The sequence below is a fragment of the Bacillus sp. AFS031507 genome (assembly GCF_002584635.1).
In the GTDB taxonomy this organism is placed as follows: domain Bacteria; phylum Bacillota; class Bacilli; order Bacillales; family Cytobacillaceae; genus Neobacillus.
The window spans coordinates 1-22,311 of the sequence record NZ_NUOW01000010.1 but is presented as its reverse complement, the minus strand read 5'-3'; the positions used below and the strand labels follow the sequence as shown (position 1 = coordinate 22,311).

The 22,311-nt window shown below is 40.5% G+C and carries 17 protein-coding genes and 2 pseudogenes; 6 read left to right on the top strand and 13 right to left on the bottom strand.

Annotated elements, in window-relative coordinates; genetic code table 11:
* Both COE25_RS10530 and COE25_RS31530 read left to right on the top strand, forming a co-directional pair.
* A partial coding sequence (locus COE25_RS10530) for a fructose-bisphosphatase class III (RefSeq protein ID WP_142354467.1) occupies positions 1-345 on the top strand: 345 nt, incomplete at its 5' end.
* A gap of 587 nt (positions 346-932) precedes the next feature.
* Positions 933-1,678, top strand: a pseudogene (locus COE25_RS31530) (PTS sugar transporter subunit IIA); the annotation flags it as partial.
* A gap of 349 nt (positions 1,679-2,027) precedes the next feature.
* On the opposite strand, the gene manA reads toward COE25_RS31530, so the two are convergent.
* From manA to COE25_RS10465, 11 genes are all read right to left on the bottom strand, one after another.
* Positions 2,028-2,972, bottom strand: a complete 945-nt coding sequence (gene manA / locus COE25_RS10515; protein ID WP_098932614.1) for a mannose-6-phosphate isomerase, class I — start codon at positions 2,970-2,972, stop codon at positions 2,028-2,030.
* Positions 2,973-3,002: 30 nt separating this feature from the next.
* The gene (locus COE25_RS10510) at positions 3,003-3,869 is read right to left on the bottom strand and encodes an ROK family protein (RefSeq protein ID WP_098932613.1); all 867 of its coding nucleotides are present in this window, start codon (positions 3,867-3,869) and stop codon (positions 3,003-3,005) included.
* Positions 3,870-3,892: 23 nt separating this feature from the next.
* Positions 3,893-5,113: an MFS transporter gene (locus COE25_RS10505; RefSeq protein ID WP_098932612.1), complete on the bottom strand. Its 1,221-nt coding sequence runs from the start codon at positions 5,111-5,113 to the stop codon at positions 3,893-3,895.
* A 53-nt stretch (positions 5,114-5,166) separates the two neighbouring features.
* Positions 5,167-6,159 carry a zinc-dependent alcohol dehydrogenase family protein gene (locus COE25_RS10500; protein WP_098932611.1) on the bottom strand — a complete coding sequence of 331 codons (993 nt, stop codon included), beginning with the start codon at positions 6,157-6,159 and terminating at the stop codon, positions 5,167-5,169.
* Positions 6,156-8,678, bottom strand: coding sequence for a beta-mannosidase (locus COE25_RS10495; RefSeq protein WP_098932610.1), 2,523 nt, complete (start codon positions 8,676-8,678; stop codon positions 6,156-6,158). Before COE25_RS10495 ends, COE25_RS10500 begins: the two co-directional genes overlap by 4 nt.
* Before the next feature lie 225 nt (positions 8,679-8,903).
* The gene (locus tag COE25_RS10490) at positions 8,904-9,968 is read right to left on the bottom strand and encodes a BtaManbiosPhlase (RefSeq protein WP_098932609.1); all 1,065 of its coding nucleotides are present in this window, start codon (positions 9,966-9,968) and stop codon (positions 8,904-8,906) included.
* Between the two features lie 29 nt (positions 9,969-9,997).
* Positions 9,998-10,942, bottom strand: coding sequence for an MTP-1 family protein (locus COE25_RS10485; RefSeq protein ID WP_098932608.1), 945 nt, complete (start codon positions 10,940-10,942; stop codon positions 9,998-10,000).
* Positions 10,920-12,527: a glycoside hydrolase family 13 protein gene (locus COE25_RS10480; protein WP_098932607.1), complete on the bottom strand. Its 1,608-nt coding sequence runs from the start codon at positions 12,525-12,527 to the stop codon at positions 10,920-10,922. The genes COE25_RS10485 and COE25_RS10480 overlap by 23 nt, the downstream gene beginning before the upstream one ends.
* Positions 12,528-12,553: 26 nt before the next feature.
* Positions 12,554-13,384: a carbohydrate ABC transporter permease gene (locus COE25_RS10475; protein WP_098932606.1), complete on the bottom strand. Its 831-nt coding sequence runs from the start codon at positions 13,382-13,384 to the stop codon at positions 12,554-12,556.
* A complete protein-coding gene (locus COE25_RS10470) occupies positions 13,371-14,249 on the bottom strand; it encodes a carbohydrate ABC transporter permease (RefSeq protein WP_098932605.1) in 879 nt (292 codons plus the stop codon). Before COE25_RS10470 ends, COE25_RS10475 begins: the two co-directional genes overlap by 14 nt.
* Complete coding sequence (locus tag COE25_RS10465; RefSeq protein ID WP_098932615.1) at positions 14,249-15,568, bottom strand: ABC transporter substrate-binding protein; 1,320 nt, start codon at positions 15,566-15,568, stop codon at positions 14,249-14,251. The genes COE25_RS10470 and COE25_RS10465 overlap by 1 nt, the downstream gene beginning before the upstream one ends.
* Positions 15,569-16,016: 448 nt before the next feature.
* Here COE25_RS10465 and COE25_RS10460 point away from each other — a divergent pair, with 448 nt between their 5' ends.
* The 4 genes from COE25_RS10460 to COE25_RS10445 all read left to right on the top strand — a co-directional run bounded on the left by COE25_RS10460 (position 16,017) and on the right by COE25_RS10445 (position 20,313).
* The gene (locus tag COE25_RS10460; protein ID WP_098932604.1) at positions 16,017-17,036 is read left to right on the top strand and encodes a LacI family DNA-binding transcriptional regulator; all 1,020 of its coding nucleotides are present in this window, start codon (positions 16,017-16,019) and stop codon (positions 17,034-17,036) included.
* A 36-nt stretch (positions 17,037-17,072) separates the two neighbouring features.
* The gene (locus tag COE25_RS10455) at positions 17,073-17,582 is read left to right on the top strand and encodes an AAA family ATPase (protein WP_098932603.1); all 510 of its coding nucleotides are present in this window, start codon (positions 17,073-17,075) and stop codon (positions 17,580-17,582) included.
* Positions 17,583-17,606: 24 nt separating this feature from the next.
* Positions 17,607-19,340 carry a phospho-sugar mutase gene (locus tag COE25_RS10450; RefSeq protein WP_098932602.1) on the top strand — a complete coding sequence of 578 codons (1,734 nt, stop codon included), beginning with the start codon at positions 17,607-17,609 and terminating at the stop codon, positions 19,338-19,340.
* A gap of 67 nt (positions 19,341-19,407) precedes the next feature.
* On the top strand, positions 19,408-20,313 hold the full coding sequence (locus COE25_RS10445) for an aminoglycoside phosphotransferase family protein (protein WP_098932601.1): 906 nt from the start codon (positions 19,408-19,410) through the stop codon (positions 20,311-20,313).
* Between the two features lie 756 nt (positions 20,314-21,069).
* Here the strand turns inward: COE25_RS10445 and COE25_RS10440 are convergent.
* Both COE25_RS10440 and COE25_RS32260 read right to left on the bottom strand, forming a co-directional pair.
* Positions 21,070-22,047: a ring-cleaving dioxygenase gene (locus tag COE25_RS10440; RefSeq protein WP_098932600.1), complete on the bottom strand. Its 978-nt coding sequence runs from the start codon at positions 22,045-22,047 to the stop codon at positions 21,070-21,072.
* 18 nt (positions 22,048-22,065) lie between these two features.
* A pseudogene (locus COE25_RS32260) lies at positions 22,066-22,176 on the bottom strand (ring-cleaving dioxygenase); the annotation flags it as partial.
* Positions 22,177-22,311: the final 135 nt, after the last annotated feature.

Here is a 22,311-nt window from a genome sequence, read left to right as displayed (position 1 = left end):
ATTAAAGGAGAGAATCCAATTAAAGCAAACGGAAAGATGATAGTCATTGATGGAGGATTTTCCAAGGCTTATCAATCGAAAACTGGAATTGCTGGATACACTTTATTATATAATTCCTGCGGTATACAACTTGTCGCCCATGAAAAATTTAATTCAAAAAAAGATGTTCTACTAAAAGGGTCAGATGTTTTATCAGTAAAGAGATTGGTGGAAAAAGAACTCGAGAGCAAAAAGGTTCTAGAAACTAATGTGGGAGAGCGATTATTACAGGAAATATCTGTTTTAAAAAGTCTGTTGGAATATCGCTATATAAGTTTAGACCAATCATTACAAACGAATGGTTAAAGACTCTATTTAAACATAAATGCTTAATGCCATGACAATTTTCAAATTAGAGTGTTGATGGGAATTTAGTCTTGGTAAGCCTCTTGGGTTTATAGTAATTTTTGAAGGTAGAAACAAATCTAACTCGTTGTTTTTACCTTCTATTTTTTGCACAATTTTTTAAGGATCCCTTCGTTTGTGTAGTGGGCTAATTAGCTTACTTTAATAGATAAAAAATTTTTATCTCCTTTCAAAAAAGTAAAGAAACAAATACCTTTAGGTGTTGTCTCTTTACCATTTTGATAATTTGAGCATTTTGCAAAATTAGCGTAGTACAATTCTTCAGAAACTCCTCTATAATTTAACATAAAATATCCAACCGTCAAGCAGGCTCGATGCCTGCGTCATATAATCAAGAAAGAACGGATGTTTTTATCCATCCGTGAATCTTCATCAACTGGCTATCCAGCACTTATTCTTATCTTCTAGCTCACATTGATTCTTCCTTTTAAAGCAAGGGGACAAATCCCCTTAAGTAAGCCCCTCTCGATTGGTTTACCATTTGAAATACTCTGTTTTTATGTTCCCTACTCATTCGTGAGTGGGGCTTAGGAAAAGCAGCCTTCTTCATGGGCTTATTTGGTATTACAGAAGGTGCAATTCCATTCGCTGCAAAAGATCCGCTACGCGTTATACCAAGTATTATGGTCGGTTCAATGGTCGGTGCCGTCATCGCGATGTTAAGCCATGTTGGCGACCATGTACCACACGGCGGACTCATTGTCGCAGCACTCGGAGCAATCGATAACGTAGTTATGTTCTTAATTGCCATTATTGTTGGTGTATTTGTCACTGCCTTTATGGTCAATGGATTGAAAAAGAATGTGGAGTGATTATTAATGAAACTAACAGATCTAATTAGTTTAGAGCTAATTGGTACAGACATCCAAGGAACCACGAAAGAATCTGTTATTGATGAAATGATCGAAAAACTGGATCAAGTTGGAGCCATCACCTCTAAACGTAAATTCAAAAAGCCATTATCAGCCGCGAAAAAGAAAGTACAACAGGAATCGGCTTCAACATTGCCATTCCACACGGCAAATCAAAGGCGGTTGTAAAACCTTCAGTCGTATTTGGCATCAAAAAAGACGGCGTAGATTGGCAGGCCTATGACGGAACACCAGCTAAACTAATCTTCATGATTGCCGTCCCAGAATCAGCTGCCGGTAACGAACATCTCAAAATTCTTCAAATGCTATCACGCAAACTCATGAACGAAGAATATAGAGAACAACTCCTTGCCATCCAAACAAAAGAACATGCATTAGAGTTGTTAGGGCAAATAGAGTAAAAAGAAATACGGTGTCAGGCACCACCCGTGGACAAATCCCCCTTTTTGTCCACATGGAGCGGACACCTTATTTTATGCATTTCTACTACAAGCCATGAAAAATCGTTTTAATAATTATTAATTAGAGAGATGAATGAAATGGATTGGAAAATTAAAAGTTCCATTAAAGAAAAAGTTCGATCGCTTTGGGGTTATTATTGATAAGATCAGTCTCTTTCTATGAAAGAATTAAACTCCTCGATTAAAAAGGGGGAATTCAAACATGGGGCGGTGATGACAGCTATATTACGATATAAGCTAATTTTTTGATTAATATAAAAAGGAGAGGCGCTTCCTCTCCCTTTTTCCTCTAGGTATGTGACACAATCAATTCACATTGACCATCAATAATAAATTCCTTTATTCCCACCGGAATGATGAAATGCATCCCCTGCTCCAATGGATACCGCTCCTCATTGCAAACAAGAGAACCATTTCCCTTGATAACACTTAAAAGCAAATATTGATCACGGAAGGAAAAAGAAGCTTTTCCGGTAATCTTCCATTTATACACTGAGAAAAAATCCGATTCAACAAAAGTCGTAATCTTAGTATTTTGTCTTTCCTCAAAACGAGGTGAACTTACTGCATCTTGATGAGGCACAGTCGTTACTTCAATCGCTTTGTCTAAATGAAGATCCCGTAAATTTCCTTCTGCATCCCTGCGGTCATAATCATACACCCGGTAAGTCGTGTCAGAGCTTTGCTGTGTTTCCAATACTAGCGTTCCTTCACACAAAGCATGGACAGTCCCGCTTGGGACATAGAAAAAATCCCCTGGCTTAATTTTCACTCTACGCAGCAGCTCATTCCATTTTCCTTCGTTAATCTGCTGAACTAAGTCTTCCTTGGTTTTGGCATTGTGACCGAAAATCATCTCCGCATCTTCTTTACAGTCAATAATATACCAGCACTCTGTCTTCCCGAGTTCTCCGTTTTCATTCACCTTCGCATATGCATCATCGGGATGAACCTGAACGGACAAATCCATGTTAGCATCCAAAATCTTGGTCAACAGTGGAAAAACCTCTTCCTTTGGATTCCCAAAAAGTTCAGGATGCTCACGCCATAAATTGTCCAAAGTAGTGCCAGCATATGAACCATTTTCAATGACAGAAGGACCATTCGGATGTGCGGAAATCGCCCAGCATTCCCCTGTAATGTCTGATGGAATCTCATATCCAAATTCTTTTTGTAGGGCAGTTCCGCCCCAAATTCTTTCTTTAAAAACAGGTTTTAAAAATAATGGTTGCACAAAAATCGCCTCCAGAAATAATTTTAATCTTTAAATATCCCCTTGAAACGCTTGATAAGCAAGCATTAATGCACCAGTAATTCCGGCATTATCACCTAAACCCGGACTCACAATATAATCAGTAAGCTCCGGCAAAGACACATACTCATTCAAAAATTCCCTCAGATACCTATTAAGTGAAGTAAACACTTGTTGTTGTTTCATTACTCCTCCGCCAAGGATAATTTTTTTCGGCGAAAGAATCAAAATAAATTGCATCAAGGCTTGGGCAAGATAATAACCCTCCATATCCCATACTTCCGGCCGCTCAACAAGCTGGTCTCCTTTCGGTCCCCAGCGGGCTTCAATGGCTGGGCCGGCAGCGAGACCTTCTAAACAGTCGTGATGATAAGGACACTTCCCTTGATACTCGTCATTTGGATGGCGTCTTACAAGGATATGCCCCATTTCAGGATGTGAAAGTCCTTGCAGGAGTTTCCCTTGTACAATCGCTCCGGCGCCAATTCCAGTGCCAACCGTGATGTACAGGCAGCTGTCCAATCCTTTCGCTGCACCGAATTTGGCTTCTCCCAAAGCCGCTGCATTTACATCCGTATTGAATCCAACCGGAACAGAAAAAACCTCTTGTATTTTTTGTACGAACGGAAAATCGCGCCATCCTGGCTTGGGAGTAGATGTAATAAAACCGTAAGTAGGACTTTCCTTAATGACATCGATAGGACCGAATGAACCTACCCCTATGGCTTTAATCGGATATTGCTTGAAAAATTCAATCACCTTCGGTATCGTATCCTCTGGAACAGTTGTTGGAATCTGAATCCGATCGATAATCGTTCCCTTTTCATCACCAACAGCGCAAACAAACTTTGTCCCGCCGGCTTCAATTGCACCTAACATAAAAATCCCCCAATTCTTAGGTTTCATTCGAACAGCTTAGAACTCTCTTTGGATTTTCTCCAAATAAAATATAAGGATGGAATAATTATGACATATATAATCGGAAAAAGACTGAAGGAAATCGGTAAAAGCTGTTCGATATCAAAGTCTTTCCTCATCACTAAAAATATAAGGACACCGATGATTCTCCCAACTCCTAATGGAATTTCACGAATAATAATATAATCCAGGCGCTTTTCCTTGTACATAGGGTCCTTTTCAATGGCCTCATAGATCATCGCACTCATCGAAGTGATAACCATATTGTTCGCTAAAGGTGAAACAATTCCAAAAATAATCAATGAAACGAGGATCGGCAGGATTGATACCAATACAGAGCTCAAAAAGATACTAATAGATCCAATCGCATAAATCGCAAGACGATATTTCGGATTAGAGAATTTCGCGAGAATATAGAAGGTAGCAATGGCTACAAGCTCAGCCGCTGTATTATAAACGCCTAGGCTCAACTCTCCACCTGCGACCTTAAATGTCATCATCGTAATCAAAAAGGTCCCGTACACACCCGATACAATTCCATCTGCAAACATGACCTTGTACATCTTCTTCCATTCCCTTGATGGATTCTTAATGACATCCCAAAAATAACTTTTGGCCGTAATCGGCTTCCCTTTCACTTTTAGAGAAGTGAAAAAAGAAATAACAAAAAAGATACATGTTCCAATAAAAACAACATAATAACCTGTCATCCCCTTGAATTGCGAGATGATAATGCCTGATAAAACTGGGCCGAAAACCCCTCCAATGGTAAATAAAGTGCTTTGTACATATAAAAATTGATCCCGGTTATCATTGGTGGTTAAATCTAATACGGCCAAATGCATACCGACATAATACAAACTCATGGCCAAACCAGTAGAAAATCCTAACAACATCATATGATGACTTAAGGTGTCATGAAAAATAAGCATAATCAAATAGGTAATCAGATAAAACACAAACCCTAAGCGCATCGTAATCATCGGGCTCGTTTTTCGGGCGAGCCACCCGCAAAGCCCAAAACAAATGATGATGGCAATGGACCAATACAAACTATAATAGGCCAGCAGAGAATAGGTTTTATCGAGTTTCCACAAGAAGACACTTTGAAAAACACCCGACAAAACCTGTCCAAAGGAAAATAAAGCATTCATCAGCAAATAAAACTTCAATTCTGTAGAAAAAGACTTAAATATTTGAAACATAAATGGTTCTCCTTTTCCAGGAGAGTCGGCTAAAAAGCCGACAATCTCTGAAACTAGTGGTTAATGACCGCTTTAGAAACGTTAAGTTTCGGGAAGCTAGCCATTGCCTCTGGAAGCTCTTCAATCCCAAAACGATGAGAAATGAGCGCCCCTACATCCACCACTTTTTTTGAAATAAGGGCAATCGCTTCATCGTGAGTATATGGATTCACAAACGACCCCTTGATGGTAAGTTCTTTAGAAAAGATTTCAAAAGGCGAAACAGAGATAACCGTTTCTGGAGCTGCCACGCCAAACAGTAACACTTGGCCGCCTTTTGCCGCTGATTGAACCGCTAACTCCATACTCTCTCCTCTGCCCACACATTCAATCACGACATCCACTTCAAGATTAGAAGCATTCTCTGGATGAACTACTTCATCCGCACCAAGCTGATAGAGAAGCTCCCGTTTATTTTCGGCAGGCTCAATGACAGTAATCGAATGTACTTTTTGATTTTTCACCAATTGCAAAAACAATTGCCCAATAAAACCGCCTCCAATAATGAGTACACGGCTTAAAGGTGAGAATCGAACCTTTTTAAAACCATGAAGCACACATCCTAATGGTTCGACAAGCGCAGCCTCTTCAAAGGTCATCGCATCTGGAATCTTATAACAATTGGCAGCTGGTACCACGCAAAACTCCCCCATACCGCCATCTCTTGTTACTCCGACAGCCTGAAGATGGTTACACAAATGAGCTCGGTTGCTGCGGCAATACTCACATGTACCGCAATAAATGTTCGGATCAATCGACACTCGGTCGCCTTTTTGGAGCGTCGATACTTCTGCACCAACTTCTACCACTACGCCAGCCAATTCATGACCGAGCACAATCGGAGGATGGACTTCTGCCGATCCAGGGTGACCATGATAAATATGCTGATCCGTACCACAAATGCCACAGCTTTTCACCTTGATAATGACCTCTCCCGCTACTGGGGATCGATACGTCCAATCCATTACCTCTAGTTGCTTTGTTCCTTGCAACACGGCTGCTTTCATGATAAATCCCCCCTTATTTTCCTGCTATTCATAGCCTTAATACTCAATGTATCCCAAGGAATTTCTTTCCCCTCAACCTGATGCACGGCAATCACTCTTTTCTGATTTGGGAGTAAGTCAAAGAAATTATCCTTCATCACAAGTTGCTCCATATCTAATTCAATAGTTACCATCCGCGCTGCCACGTCGGTGGAAACCGTCAACTCATTTTTCTCCTTGTCAACCACAACGGTTAATTCCGACTCTGCAAATCTCATATCCTTTTGATCGCGAAAATAATAGAAATTATCTTCAGTTTTATTATTTTTTGAGCGGAGGACCATGACTGCTTCTTCCGGCTGCAACCCATTAAAAGCATCTTGCTCTAAAACAATGTCCACCTGCTGTGAAACATTGGATGGTACCGATACCGTCCATTGCTTAGAAAAGACCTTTTCGCCATTCATTTGATAAACAGCCAGCTCCATCTCGTCCTCATAAGCTTCTAATCGGTCATTTACCACCCAAACCTTCAGCTCTTTTCCTGGTTCGTGGTCAATCGTTAAAAGAACAGGACTAAAGAACTTCCTGGCATAATGATAAGAAGCTTTCGGCAATAAATAATAATCGATAACAGACCAGCTAGTACCCGGCCAGCAGTCATTTAGCTGCCAAAATAAAGCGCCGCTTGTATGTGGTTTATTCCGGCGATAATGTTCGATGCCAAATTTCAATCCTTCTGCCTGCGTTAACATCGAATAAGCAATGTACTCATCTAAATCCTTCGGAACACCAGTATAGCCTTCCATCAGCAAAATTCCTTTTGGATGATGAATATCCTTATTGCGGTACGCCATTTCTTCGCTTCCCCAGAAAAACTGATCCTTCGGGATATTTCGTTCTAACGTGTAGCGGTTGGAAGAGGCGTGCATACCAAATTCACTTGCAAATTTAGTCGTATCATTTTTAAAATTTTTAAACGACAGCCCTTCAACACTGTAATTGACTGTTTGCGGCTGGCCGAACGTACGCGGCTCAATATTCCCATGCCAAACCTGCCAATTATGCGTGTCTCCCTGCTCCCTTGAGTTATGATCATTTCCTCCAAATGGCGAACTTGGCCAAAATAAACGAGTTGGGTCTAGTTCTTCAAGTAATTCCGGCATTAATTCATGATAGATTTTTTCACCGTAAAAAGGGTGTGTAATTTCCCCTGATGAATAAAGCGCTTCATACAGCCAATCATTCTCATTGTTTCCACACCAAAGAGCCAGGCACGGATGATTCCGCAGCCGTTTGACGACATGAATAATTTCCTCTTTGACGTTGGCCATAAAGTTCTTATTGTAATCAGGATAAAGCGCACATGAAAACATGAAATCCTGCCAGACTAAAATCCCAAGCCGATTGCACTCGTCATAAAAAACCTCTTTTTCATAAATGCCGCCGCCCCATAAACGCAGCATATTCATATTCGCGTCTTTAGACATCTTGATTAAATGCCTGTAACGAGAATCCGGAACAGCTCCAATAAAGCTATCTATCGGAATCCAATTGGCCCCTTTCGCAAATACCTTTTCTCCATTTAATACAAAGGTAAAACAATGATCTCCGTTTTCATCCTTACGCAATACTTCAATCGTTCTAATCCCGACATCTTCGATTCTCTCATCCACTTTAATGCCGTCCGCATATAATTCCACCTTTAGTTGATAAAGGTGAGGGGTACCCAGGTCGTGTGTCCACCAAAGCTTTGGGTTTTCTACTTCCAGTACACCTTTTCCTTTTTTACGATCGATTTCTACGTTTGCTTTAAATCTTTCTTCCCCATGGGAGAGGGTAACAAGCACTTCATAATTCTTATCTTTTCTAAAAGATGCAATCTCCACGTCCACCTCGACCACTGCTTTGTTTGGTGAAATAGAGTTGGTTTTAGCAAATACAGAGTCGATTTTAGCAAAGGTTCTTTTCTCTAAATGAACATCCTTCCATATTCCTGCTGCAACTAAGCGTGGCCCCCAATCCCAGCCATAATGGCTTTGTGCCTTCCGTGTCCAGATCCGTTTCTTGCTAAAGCCTGACCAGTAATATTGAATCTTATCCTTTGCATGAACATGGACGGGATCAAATTTGACCGCCAAAACATTTTTCCCCTTGTTCAGCTCCCTGGCCACTTCAAAGCTGTGGCTAATAAACATGTTCTCAGCTGATCCCAGCTCTACTCCATTAAGATAAACCGAAGCAAACGTATCAAGTCCCTCAAAAATTAACTCATATCGATGGTCCTTCGTTATTTCATCATGGAACTCGAAGGTGGTGCGATACCACCATACCTTTTCTTCTACCCATTGACATTTCAAATCATTGTGACCGTAAAAAGGATCATCAATCAGTTTCCGGTCGATTAACGTGGAATGAACATCGCCAGGTACCGAAGCTGTCATCCAGAAGTAGTCGATATAGTCTGGAGAAGCCACTTCCAAATCGCGAGCGGCCCCCACATCAAAATGTTTGATCTTCCAGTTTTCATTTATTTTCATAAAAACGTCACCTGCCTGGTAAAAATACTTAAAAAAAACGCACTGGACTTACGGATTGCGCCGGTTTATTCTCGGTTGACTCACCTTTTCTCTCGGTTAGCACACTTTTTCTCTCGGATAGCATCCATTTACTCTCAAACGCTCCTTTTAGAGAGCCCTACCCCATTCGAATTCATGTTAAAAAAGCCAAAATCAATCACACGATTTTGGCACTTATTTTCAAAGCTATTCTAGATAAGTCAATGAATCTAAAATTTCCTTCAAGCTTAACTCCGCACACGCCATAGATGTGTCTGCCACACCATAGAACATTTTCACGACATCGCCTTCCACGACAGCCCCACATGAAAACACGACATTTCCAAAGAACCCTTCCACTTCATAATCTGCTTCTGGCTCTAGGATCGGTTGATTGGAGCGCGCAATGACCTTTGTTGGATTTTCTAAATCTAGTAAAACAGCTCCCATGCAGTAGCGGTGATCCTCCGTTGCACCATGATAAAGCTCAAGCCAGCCTTTTTCTGTTTTAAACGGAACAGCTCCACCGCCCATACGAGCGCTATCCCACATGCCTTCACGAAGCCCAAGCAAATGCTTGTGATTTCCCCAGTGCAGAAGGTTCGTTGATTCAGCAATCCAAATTTCTGGCTCGCCTACACTTTTCGGTACAGGTCGATGAAGGGCATAATACTTTCCGTTAATTTTTTCAGGGAAAATTAACACGTCCTTGTTTTCTGGAGCAAAAATCATGCCATGATGTTCGTATGAGACGAAATCTTTCGTCGAAACCATGGATTCGCCGACACCAACAGGTGAAACCGCACTGAAATAAATATAATAAGTATCTTCAATTTGAGTAATTCGCGGGTCTTCGATTCCAAAAATCTCTAATTCGTTCGAAGGGTAAACAAATGGCTTTTCATCAATCATGAACTGATGTCCATCTTTACTCCGTGCAATACGTAAATAAGATAAGGAAGTTAAGTACTTAAAACCACTTTTATCGCCAGCTTCCCGAATCACACGAGAGTCAGAAAAATCATATCTAGGATCATCTAAACGTAATTCTATAATCTCAAGTTCATTTGTTTGTGGATTATAGATAGGCGATTTGATAATATTCGTATCATTACTAATCGGGCGTTCTGCCACACGAAGTAGCATGATAATTTCATCGTTATATTTCGCAATCCCTGCATTAAAGGCACCAATTACTTCAAAATCAGGGCGGTGCGGTTTTACATTTGAAGGAGTGACCACCGGGTTTTCTTCATATCGATAAACGTTCATTTTTATTCTCACCTCATTGGATTAGTCAATTATTGCTCATATTTTAAAAATGGATCTAATATGGTAATCTTTTGCGCTTCAGCATCACTAATGCCCGCATATAGAACGGCATTACCATCCTGCTTACGAACCAAGCCGCCGCTAAACACGACATCCACTAAGTCCGGGCGCTTGGATGGTCCAGGAAGGAAGCAGCTTCTTGTTGCGATTAGTTCCATATCGGAAAAAGCTCCTGTTTCCGGATCAAGGGCAAACACCATTGGATAATAATGACGATTTCCTTCTCCATCGAAGGAAGCCACATGCCCCAATACGCCGACAAAACCATTTGCCAATAAATGAGGCTCGTTCGCTCCGCCCCATTCTTCGTCAATAAACTGCCCCTCGAGCAGGGGAGCCTCGCTCACTACATCAACCGACAATTCTGCGAGCGTTGAGATTCGAGTCCAGCCGATTTTTCCTCTGCCGCCCTTTTCACCTTGAGGTCTTGTTAATACCCCAATACTTCCATCCTTTAATTCAACTAAGCGAAGGTCTTTCATTCCGTCCGGTCCTTTTGCAAATTCTTGTAAATTCGCAATCGATTGACCTTTATAAAAAACGGTTCTCCAGCCATGCTGTCCTTCATTCGTTGGATGAGGGAATATCTGAACACCCCCCAATACAAGCTCTCCCGCAATGCGTGTAAAGAAAGGATCTTGCAATTCAAAAACCGGCGCACCACTCCGCGGCACCCACTCGCCATTACGTTCAACAAAGAAATTTACATTCGAATGTTCACTATCACGTGATTCGACTCGCCCTGCAATCACTAGCTCGCCCTCATCCTCGAACGGAGCGCTAATATTATAGACATCATTCTCACCAACGCCTGAGAAGATCATTTTTTCAGGATTAGTTGGTTGTGCTTTTGTTGTGAATTCAGCTAAAAGCTTTTCACATGTTTGAGCATTACCCTTTTTTAACAAGGTCATTTCCGATTTCCCCCTTTAGGATTATTGCTTCATTAGCCAAAACATTTATTTCATTTCCTCTGTCCAGCCTTGTCCGTTTGTTAGAAAGTAACAATCTCACATCTGTCCCTGCCTCAAGCAAATTCGGCTGATCAGAAAAATTCAAAGCTACGATTATTTTTTCAACCTGATCCTTTCTGACGAAATAAATCATGTCTTCTTCCATCCGTAAAAATTCGTAATCTCCAACCTGTAAAGAGGAATGTTCCTTCCGCAGCTTAAGCAAACTTTTATAAAAAGAAAGCATCGATTCAGGATCATTCAGCTGATCTTCCACCGTCACTTTACCGGCATCCTCTGGAACCGTAATCCATGGCAGTCCCTCAGAAAAACCAGCCTGGGCATCCAAATTCCATTGCATCGGGGTCCGGGACTTATCCCGCGATTTTTTATTCGCCATGACCAGCGCTTCATCATGTGATTTACCCTCTTCTAAGGCGAACTTATAGGCCATGATTCCTTGCACGTCCTTCATTTTCGCGATATCATCAGTAACCCAATCGCGCATCCCAATTTCATCCCCATAATAGATGAACGGAACACCCTTGGCCGTCAGCATTAACACTGCCACAAGTTTGGCCCGGTCCTCCTCGTTGCCAAATCTTGAAATATACCTTGACATATCATGACTGGAAAAGAACAGGGTTGGCATTTGTGCAGATCCATAAGCCTGCTCTGTTGCCGCTAATTGCTCAAACAGCTTACCCGCGTCAAATTCGCCAATGCTTCCGATATTAAAATTAAACACAACATCTAATTTACCAAGCCCAGAATACTGCTTGAGAATATCCAAATCTTCAGAACCAACCTCACCAACCAGGAATTTATCCGGATACTGATGAACAAACGCAGCAATTTCCGAAATAACGGATAAAACTCCCTCTTGGTCCTTATCGTATAAATGGATTTGTTCCCCATCGGTTGGATTGTCTTCAAACCGATCATGGACCTTTAAGAAATTAATGACATCAAGCCTGAAACCGTCGATTCCCTTTTCAAGCCAAAATTTCATAACATCAAACATCGCACATTTCACTTCAGGATTGGCCCAATTTAAATCCACCTGTTCCTTCGCAAAAGCATGGTAATAATATTGATTCGTCTCCGCATCATATTCCCAGGCAGTGCCGCCAAAGAAGGATTCCCAATTGTTCGGCTCATCTCTCCATATATACCAATCACGCTTGGGGTGATTTTTGGAAGATTTTGATTCTTGGAACCATGGATGTTCAGAAGAGGTGTGATTTAATACCAAATCAGCAATCACACGAATCCCGCGCTTATGAGCTTCTTGAAGAAATAGCTCAAAGTCTGCCATCGTCCCATAATCTGGATCAATTCCATTGTAATCGGAAATATCATAGCCGTTATCGACCTTTGGCGATGGATAAAAAGGAGTCAGCCATATTCCCTCAATCCCCAGCTCTTTCAAATAATCGAGTTTGGAGGTGATTCCTGCAAAATCACCGATCCCATCGCCATTTCCATCTTTAAAGCTTGGCATATAGATTTCATAAAAAGAAGATCGTTTCCACCATTTATCCATTGATTTAGAACTCCAATCTCGGAAAACTACTTAAGTGTAAATTGCATACCTTCTTGGAATTTTTTCGAGAACAGTAAGAAGATAATAATGATCGGAAGCGTCAATAGCACAGCTGCTGCGTACATCGGGCCTGGATACCCGCCATATGGACCAAACATTTGTGATAAAAGCACGTTCAATGTCAGCATATTGTCACTCTTTGCCACTAACATATCCCATAACAACTCTGTCCATCTTTCCATAAACAGGAATAAGAAGATTACAGTCGTAATCGATTTGGACATCGGAAGAACGATTTTGAACATGATTTGCAAATCGTTAGCCCCATCCAATTTCGCTGCTTCAATAAAGGTATCCGGTATCGCTTTAAAGAAATTGGTATACATAAACACAGCCCATAAGCTAAGAGCTTTTGGCAAAATCATGCCCCAATACGAGTCATACATGCCGATTCGTTGAATCACAAGGAAGGTAGGGATCAACAAAATAATCGCCGGAAAAAACATTTGGAATAAGATAACGTTATTAACCGTGTCCCTTCCTTTAAAAGGTATTTTCGCTAAGGCATAAGCAACCATTACCCCGGTAACCATCATTAATAAGGTAGATGCACCTGAAACGATAAAACTGTTTAAAAACGCATTAAGCCATGGTCTTGGGATGACCGCTTCTCCTCCGCCTAGCAGCCATTGATAAGACTTCAAGCTGTACTCGGTTGGAATGAGCTTTTGATCCACTTGATCCCAAACAGCAAAAGAATTCAACACCATATAAATATATGGAAAAATCATAATAAGTAAAAGAACAACGGCAATTAGGTAACGAAACAATAATCCGTTTTTCTTAGCTCCACCCATTTCGTTTCCCCCACATTTCTAAGAGTTTTCGAATGATAAATATTGAAATAAACGTGACGACAGAGGCAATAATCGCAATCGCTGAAGCATAACCAGCTTGAAGATTCGAGAACGCTCTTGTAAAAATCTCCATTTGCCACGTATTGGTTGCAAAATTAGGTCCTCCACCTGTTAATTGGTACACCTCTGTGAAAATACCAAATGTCACACCGATGGATAAAATGAGGACCGTAAATAAAGCTGGGTATAGAAGCGGAAACGTAATTTTCCAAAAACGCTGCCAAGGAGTTACCCCATCAATCATCGCAGCTTCATATACTTCCTTATCGATGCTCTCAAAACCAGAAGTTAAGATGAGCGCGTAGTACCCTGTGAATTTCCAAGCGATAATCATCGCAACCACAAAGAGTGCAGCAAAAGGTGTTCCAAGCCAGTTAATATCCAAGCCCAATGAGCTTCTTAAGAATTCATTGACTGGGCTGTTATAAGATAAAATTCCTTTTACGATAAAGGAAGAAACAACCCCTGATGCTAAATAAGGAAGGAAAAAACCAATAAGAAACAATCCTTTAAATTTAGGGAGTCCATGAACGATTAACGCAACGATAATCGATGACGCAATAACTAATGGTACAAATACAGCCATAAATTTAAAGGATACAAAAAAGGCGCTTTGGACACCTGGACTCTTAAAAGCCTGCAAATAATTATCAAATCCAACAAACGTAAACGTTGGAGCAATTAAATTCCAATCAGTAAAGGATAAAAACAAGGACCAAACAAGTGGAATGAGAAAAAATACGACTGCGTATAAAAGATAAGGACTGGCAAACAGCCAGCCTAACCTTCCTTGCTTTGTGCTCATTATTTCAGAGCCCCCTTAATTGCTTGTTGCATATCCTTCCATCCAGTTTTCGGATCTTTCTCACCTTTTACTACTGGATTGAAAGCTTGTTGACCAATAAAGGTCTGAATATCATTGTATTTTGAGTTATCCATTGGCGGGATACCATTTGGAACGGCAGCTGCGTATGGTTGTAAAGCTGGATTTTTGTCAAAGAACGCTTTAAACGCATCGTTTGTTGTTAAATCATCACGAGCAGGCGGTAAGCTTGTCTTCTCAAGCCATTTCACATCATTTTCAGGTTTTGAATACACCCAATTAATGAATTTCATCGCTGCTTTTTGTTGTTCTTTCGTTGCAGAAGCATAAATAACTAGACCTTTTGTATCAGCAAACGTTTTAACATCTTTCGTATCTGTGCCATCTGGAACAGGTGGTGGTGTTAATGTATAAGTTTCGTTGAACTTCATATTCGGGAATTTATCAGCCCAGTATGGGATTGTCCAAGGACCAACATCCACGAAAATTCCTAAACCACTTTCAAATGGATCTTTTGCCTGTCTTGTTAATAACGCATTGGATTTACGAAGATCATCCATTAAACCAAGAACCTGTTCGCCGGCTTTTTGATTGCCAGTGAATTTCGTTCCTTCAACAAACTTGTTACCGTTTGATGCCGCATCATATAACATGAAGAAGTCAAACCATCTTTTCCATGAAGTTGGATCGGCAAGGTCTGCTTTTGCCCATAGGTATTTATCAGGATATTTAGCTTTTAATTTCTTTGCCACATCTAGCATTTCGCTATATGTTTTTGGCGGCTCGTTGTAGCCAAGTTCTTTTAAGATGTCTAATCTCCAGCCAAATAACATCGCATTAGAGTAAATTGGCAATACGTATTGGTGGCCGTCAGCAAATTTCCAAGCCTTCATGGTTTCTGTCATATTACGGCTTTTCTTTACATCATCCCAGCCGTCTAATGTATCTAAAGGTACAAGCGCTTTACTTTCAGATAACTGAGCCGCAAAACCACGGTTAATATTTTCAGACATTGTCGGTGCACTTTTACCAGCAATCGCGGATTGAATACTTGCTTCTGATGTTGGACTTTCCTTCATTGGACTAACATTCACTTTAATATCAGGATTTTCCTTCGTAAACTTTTCGGCAACTTCCTTCCAATATACTTGCTGTGTTGGGTTCGGAGCAGCCCAGAATTCAATCGTTGTTACCCCACCTTTTTTAGCTGTGCTTGGCTCCTCCTTATTACCTGTAGAACAAGCAGCAAGACCAGAAACTGTTAGAGAAGCTGCAAATAAGACTGATGCTACTTTTTTCATTTTCATCTTATATTCCTCCAATGTTAAAATCTAATTCAACTTCTAAATATAATTAGTAATACCCAAAACCCTTTAAAACTTTCCATCGACTTCCACCGATGCATCTTCTGAGATGACAGCGCTATCAAAAACTTTCAAAAAAAAGTATAATATTTGTAATCCGAGTCAAAAATATGGGATTTTAGCCGAAATCCCATATTTCTCAATGATTAAAAGATTACAAAATTACAAAAATAATTCTTTTGTAACGTTATATACAACCTTACAAAACCAATTATTGCACCTTACTTTCGCCTTGTCAAACATTTTAATCCGAGATAAGAGCTCAACTTACCTTTTAAACAAATAAACACACTCTTGTAATTTTTATTTTGTAACGTTACAATAGAATTACAATTAATGACCAAATACAATTACCCATTGGATATCTATTAAGGGAGAAAAAGATATGACAAAAAAAGTGACCATGCAGGATATAGCCGATCGGTTAAATATTTCGAAAAACTCTGTTTCCCAAGCTTTGTCCGGAAAGCCAGGAGTTAGCGAAGAGACACGGATGCTGGTACAGCATACAGCTGATGAAATGGGTTATGCCTATTCGAATAGTCGAAATCAAAAACAGGTTGATAAAAAGGAACTCAAAAATATTGCGTTAATCGCTTCTGATTTTGCTTTTTCACTTAAAAGCTTTTTTGGTGAAATTTACTTAAGCGTTGAAAAAGAAGTTCGAGCCCGCGGCATGAATTTATTTATTGAACCGATTGATAGAGATTCTAAAGAGAACTTAGCTCTCCCCTCCTTGCTAACGAATCAGGAAATTGATGGAATTTTATTTCTTTCCCATATCAGTACCGATTATATTTCTAACATTATCAATACAGGTATACCTACCGTTTTGATTGACCATCATTCACCCTATTTAATGGCTGATTCCATCTTAACGAATAACCGTTTTGGAGCTTTTATGGCTGTAGAACACTTAATTCAGTTAGGACATCGTGATATAGCCTTCGTAGGTGATATTGAATTTTCTCCAAGCTATCAAGAGAGATTCGAGGGATACTTACTTGCTTTTAAAAAATACGGGTTAACGCCTAAAGAGGACTTTATGTTTACAAACGCAAAGGAAAACCAGGGTGACATCCATTCATTCCTTGATACCCTACAAGATGAGCCTTCAGCATGGTTTTGTGTGAACGATGGACTCGGTTTCCTTGGCACCTCTGTTTTGCAGCAAAGAGGTTTTAAAGTACCTGAAGATGTATCGGTATGCTGCTTTGATAATGGACAATTATCACAAATTTCAACCCCAAAGATAACAACAATGGATATTGATTTAAATTATTTCGGAAAAAAAGCAGTGGAGCAGCTTTTTTGGAGAATGGAAAACAAAGATGAGCCGATTCACGAGATTCTGTTACCTACCAAGCTCATCATTAGGGAATCCACTGCTGAAAGAAAAGAATAACTTTTTCTATAGATTATAGGAGAATGTGAAAAGCTTATGGTTAACGAAAAAACAATCTATATTATCTCTGGACCTTGCGGGGTTGGTAAATCCACACTTGCAAAAAAACTAGCACAAACTGTAAAGAAAAGTGCCCTTATTAAAGGGGATGACTTCCTCTCCATGTATGAGGAAACCTCTGAACCACCTTGGGATGAAAAGTTAGTAATTATGTGGAAACATATACTTTCTTTAACTAAAACTTTTATTCAACATGATTACAATGTGATTATCGATATTGTTGTGGAAGATGAGTTAGAGTGGTTCTGCAAACATTTTGCTTACTTGAATCTAAAGATTAAATATGTTGTCTTGCGGGCTGATGAGAACATTTTAATAGAACGTTTGAATAAGCGAGGAGATCCATTTTTAATTGACCGCTCCTTATTTTTGCTAAAACAACTTCAATACTCACCTGCAAATAGAAAATATCTTTATGACACCACTCATAAACAACCAGCTGAAATTTTAGAGGATATTATCAATCGTTCTGATTATTATATTTAACAGCGAAGAAAAGGAGAGAATACTATGACTTGGGTAACAACTGCAGAAAGATGGTTTTCCTTTGACGGTTTAGAAGAAGATTTAAAAGCGAAGTTAATAGAAATTAGAGACAATGAAAGTTTAGTCGAAGAGCATTTTTATAAACATCTCGAATTCGGAACTGGCGGAATGCGCGGTGAACTTGGCCCTGGTATCAATCGTTTAAACACCTATACTATTCGCCGGGCGGCGGAAGGTCTCGGAAGTTATATTTCGGAACAAGGTGAATCGGCAAAACAACGCGGAGTTGTCATCGCCTATGATCCGCGCCATAAGTCACCCGAGTTTGCATTGGAGGTCGCCAAAACAGTTGGAAAGTACGGGATTAAGGCTTATTTATTTGAAGAGCTGCACCCGACACCAGTACTGTCTTTTGCCCTTCGATATTTACATGCTTTCTCTGGGGTTGTGATTACTGCCAGCCACAATCCACCTGAATATAACGGCTTTAAAGTGTACGGTGAAGACGGCGGCCAGATTCCTCCTGAAGCAGCCGACATCATTATTCAATATGTAAATGCCGTTGAAAATGAGTTAACAGTGGAAGTCGCCGAGGAACAAGAACTATTAACTAGCGGCTTATTAACCTATATTGGTGAAGAGATTGATCACGCTTATGTAGAGCAATTAAAAACGCTGCAATTAAACCCTGAAATGGTGCGAGAAGTGGCAAACAACTTTAAAATCGTTTATTCCCCTTTACATGGTACTGGGAATAAACCTGTTCGCGAAGGATTAAAGGCATTTGGGTTTGAAAATGTTACCGTTGTGAAGGAGCAGGAAATGCCAGATCCTGATTTCTCAACGGTTAAATCGCCAAATCCGGAAGAACACGCGGCATTTGAACTAGCCATTCAATACGGTGAACGAATAGGAGCAGATATCCTGATGGCCACTGACCCTGATGCCGATCGTTTAGGTGTAGCGGTGAAAAATAGCGATGGAGAATATGTTGTTTTAACTGGAAACCAAACAGGAGCCTTAATGCTTGAGTACTTGTTATCGCAAAAACAAGCGAAAGGAATTCTGCCTGTCAATGGTGTTGTGATCAAAACCATTGTTACCTCTGAAATCGGACGTGCGATTGCTGAGCATTACGGTGTACAAGCCATGGATACACTAACAGGATTTAAATTTATCGGAGAAAAGATTAAAGAATTTGAACAGACAAAGCAGCACACCTTCCTGTTAGGGTATGAAGAAAGCTATGGCTATTTGATTGGAGATTTTGTACGAGATAAAGACGCTGTACAGTCTGCCGTGTTTGTCGCGGAGGTCGCAGCTTTCTATAAATCCAAAGGCATGACCTTGTATGAAGGTTTACTATCAATCTTTGAAAAGTATGGATTTTATCAAGAATCTCTTCAATCGATTACCTTAAAGGGGAAAGATGGAGCGGAAAGAATTGCCGGACTCATGGATTCATTTAGACAGGAGAAATTAGCTGAAGTCGCTGGCATAGGAGTGGCAGCAATCGAGGATTATTCCACTTCAACTAAGTTTGAAAATGGTGCCGAAACCGAGATTGACCTACCACGTTCCAATGTCTTGAAGTATCATTTGTCGGATGGTTCTTGGTTCTGCCTTCGTCCATCTGGAACAGAACCAAAGGCTAAATTTTACTTTGCTGTAAAAGGCGACTCGATGGCAGATAGCAAGGAAAAGCTGTCGAAACTCCAGGAAGCGGTCATGAATAAAGTGAAGCAAATCCTGGCTTAAAAAAATGTAACAGTCAGGAAGCAAAACTAACTATTTAAAATTTATTTACATTTCAAAAGGAGGTTCCATGACTATTTCAAAAGATACGCCAGAAATCAACCCATCTCTCGTAAAACGGCTGGTTTCCGAACAATTTCCACAATGGGCAGACCTTCCTCTCGAGCCGTTCAACTCCACAGGGACGGAAAATGCAATCTATCGGCTCGGTAAGGATATGTTCGTACGATTACCCCTTGGCAATTGGGCTATCAAGCAGGTGGAGAAGGAGCAACAGTGGCTCCCAATCCTTGCCCCGCACCTGCCGCTTACGATCCCTACACTGCTTGCACTTGGGCTTCCAGCTGAAGGCTACCCTTGGCGCTGGTCCGTGTATCGATGGATTAAGGGTGAAAACGCGATTACGGGGAAAATTGACATTCCATACGAAGCGGCGACAGAGCTCGCTCATTTCGTATCCGCCCTGCAGCGGATTAATCCCGCCGGCGGCCCTCCCCCTGGTGATCACAACTTTGGACGTGGTCTGCCACTTGCAATGAGAGATGTCGGAGTCCGAGAAGCAATCGAAAAGCTACATAACTCGATTGATACTGATTCAGCAACTCTCGCTTGGGATGCAGCATTACAGACACCAGTTTGGGACAAACCGCCCGTCTGGATCCATGGAGATCTCCTTTCTGGTAACCTGCTTGTCGAACAAGGACGTCTCAGTGCTGTCATCGACTTCGGGGGCCTGGGTGTGGGAGATCCTGCAAATGACTGGATGTTCGCCTGGAATCTGCTTTCTGTCGATGACCGGGAAAGGTTGCGTGTAGCTTTTGCAGTTGACGACGCCACCTGGGGGCGTGCGCGTGGATGGGCCTTGTCTGTGGGACTGATTGCCCTTCCTTACTACCAAATCAGCAACCCTGTGTTCGCAAGTGTCGCCCGTCGGCTTATAGATGAAGCTCTCTGCGATTTCAAGGAAGGCGTATGATTTCAAAACAAGTCACCCTTGTCTACATTCTTAGACAAGGGTGTCCTTTTTAATTGGCTCTATTTCGAATGCTTTTTTCGCTAAGAGTTTTGTTTTTCAAACAGGTTAAAAATAAATTTTTGCTGAAGAGCACGTGATTGTGAAAGGATCACCCCTAAAATCACCCAGTATGTCCGAAATGATCTTAATTCAGACAGGATTATCCTTGAAATCGGCACTAGCTGTCCGATTATGGCACTCATTCAAGTCAAGTCCTAGATTTTGTGTAAATTCCAATTCCACATAATCACAATGATTATCAGCTATACAAAGGTTAAGCCTTTATTTTTGATAAATAATCCTAATTTCTTGTAACCCTGGAAGGCTATTAAACAATAAACAACTATCAGGCGCTTTAAGAAATTCACTACAAAACGCCAATTTTGTAACAGGGATCAGCACTTGTCCGTTGGGTTGAAGTTTATGCAAAGCTGTAATAGTAATTGGATTTTGGAGCAATCCTGATGAAAATGGAACGACACAACAGATAAAATCAATTCGTTATTAGAAAATGGATACAAGGTTGTTTAAGTTTCCCCAATGGGTGCAATTCGATCTTTCCATCCACCCTATAATTATTTTAATTTTTAAAATAATTATATGAAGTGTCTGTTGCTGAAAGTACTATATTGTAAGATTTACCTTCCTTCTACTATTTATTCTGAAGTAAAAATTATTCCTCACTCAGGTTTAGTAATTGGTTGAATATTTTTCCTTTTATTCTTTGATGAATTCCTTTGTACTTCTCACTGTATCAATGGGGCGAACTAATTTTTCTATTTCTACACGTTTAGGCTCTAAGAAAGGAGGTAAAGATAATTTTTCCCCAAGCGTTTCATAAGGTTCATCTCCCATAAAACCAGGACCATCTGTAGCGAACTCAAATAAAATTTGCGGTGCCACTCTTGCGTATAATGACTCAAAAAAGTGACGATTGACATAACCGGATGTATGGAATCCAAAACTACTCATCCGTTCAATCCATTCTTCTAAAACAGAGCGATTCTCTACACGGAATGCCGCATGGTGAACCGTACCAAACCCTTGTCGGGCTTCAGGAAGAATGGCATTATATTCGACAATGACCGAGGCACCATTCCCGCCTTCCCCCACTTCAAATAAATGGAATGCCCCTTCTTTATCTGTCTCTTTAAATAATAGGACTTTTTCCATCATTTCTTTAAAGTAATCAAAGTTCGCAATACGAACAAAAACAGGACCTAAACCAGTAATGGCATATTCCAGTGGTATAGGACCCTTTTGCCAAGGTGTACCAGATTCCACGCCTTTATTGAATTCATCTGAAATTAATTGGTATTGCTGATCATCAAAATCAACGAAAGAGAGAGTTTTCTTGCCAAATTGCTCTTTAATTCCAGTGTGCTTGACTTCTAAACGATCAAAACGTTTTACCCAATAGTCTAATGATTCATCACTCGGTACACGGAAAGATGTCTTTGAAATCTCGTTTGTACCATGTACGCCTTTCGGAATACCGGGGAAGTCAAAGAACGTCATGTCCGTGCCTGCGCTCCCTTTATCATCAGCAAAGAATAAATGATAGGTTTGAATATCATCTTGATTTACTGTTTTTTTAACTAAACGCATACCTAAAACATATGTGAAAAATTCATAGTTCTTTTCTGCACTGCTTGTAATAGCAGTTACATGGTGTATTCCTTTTAGATGGTTCATTATATATTCCTCCAAGATTTAATTTAAGATCAATGGTCGTAATTTTTCTTCGATCTCTTTTCGATTGGGTTCCAAAAATGGTGGAAGTGCTAGTTTTTCCCCCATTGTTTCCATTGGTTCATCTGTCGCAATCTGAATTTCTACCCCCTTAGTGATACAGTAGAAATATCTGAAGTTCCCCTGTATGTTTGCCCAAGATGAGGAATGTCAAAGAACGTAACTTCAGTTCCTGGGGTTCCTTCCACGTCAGCATAGAAAAGATGA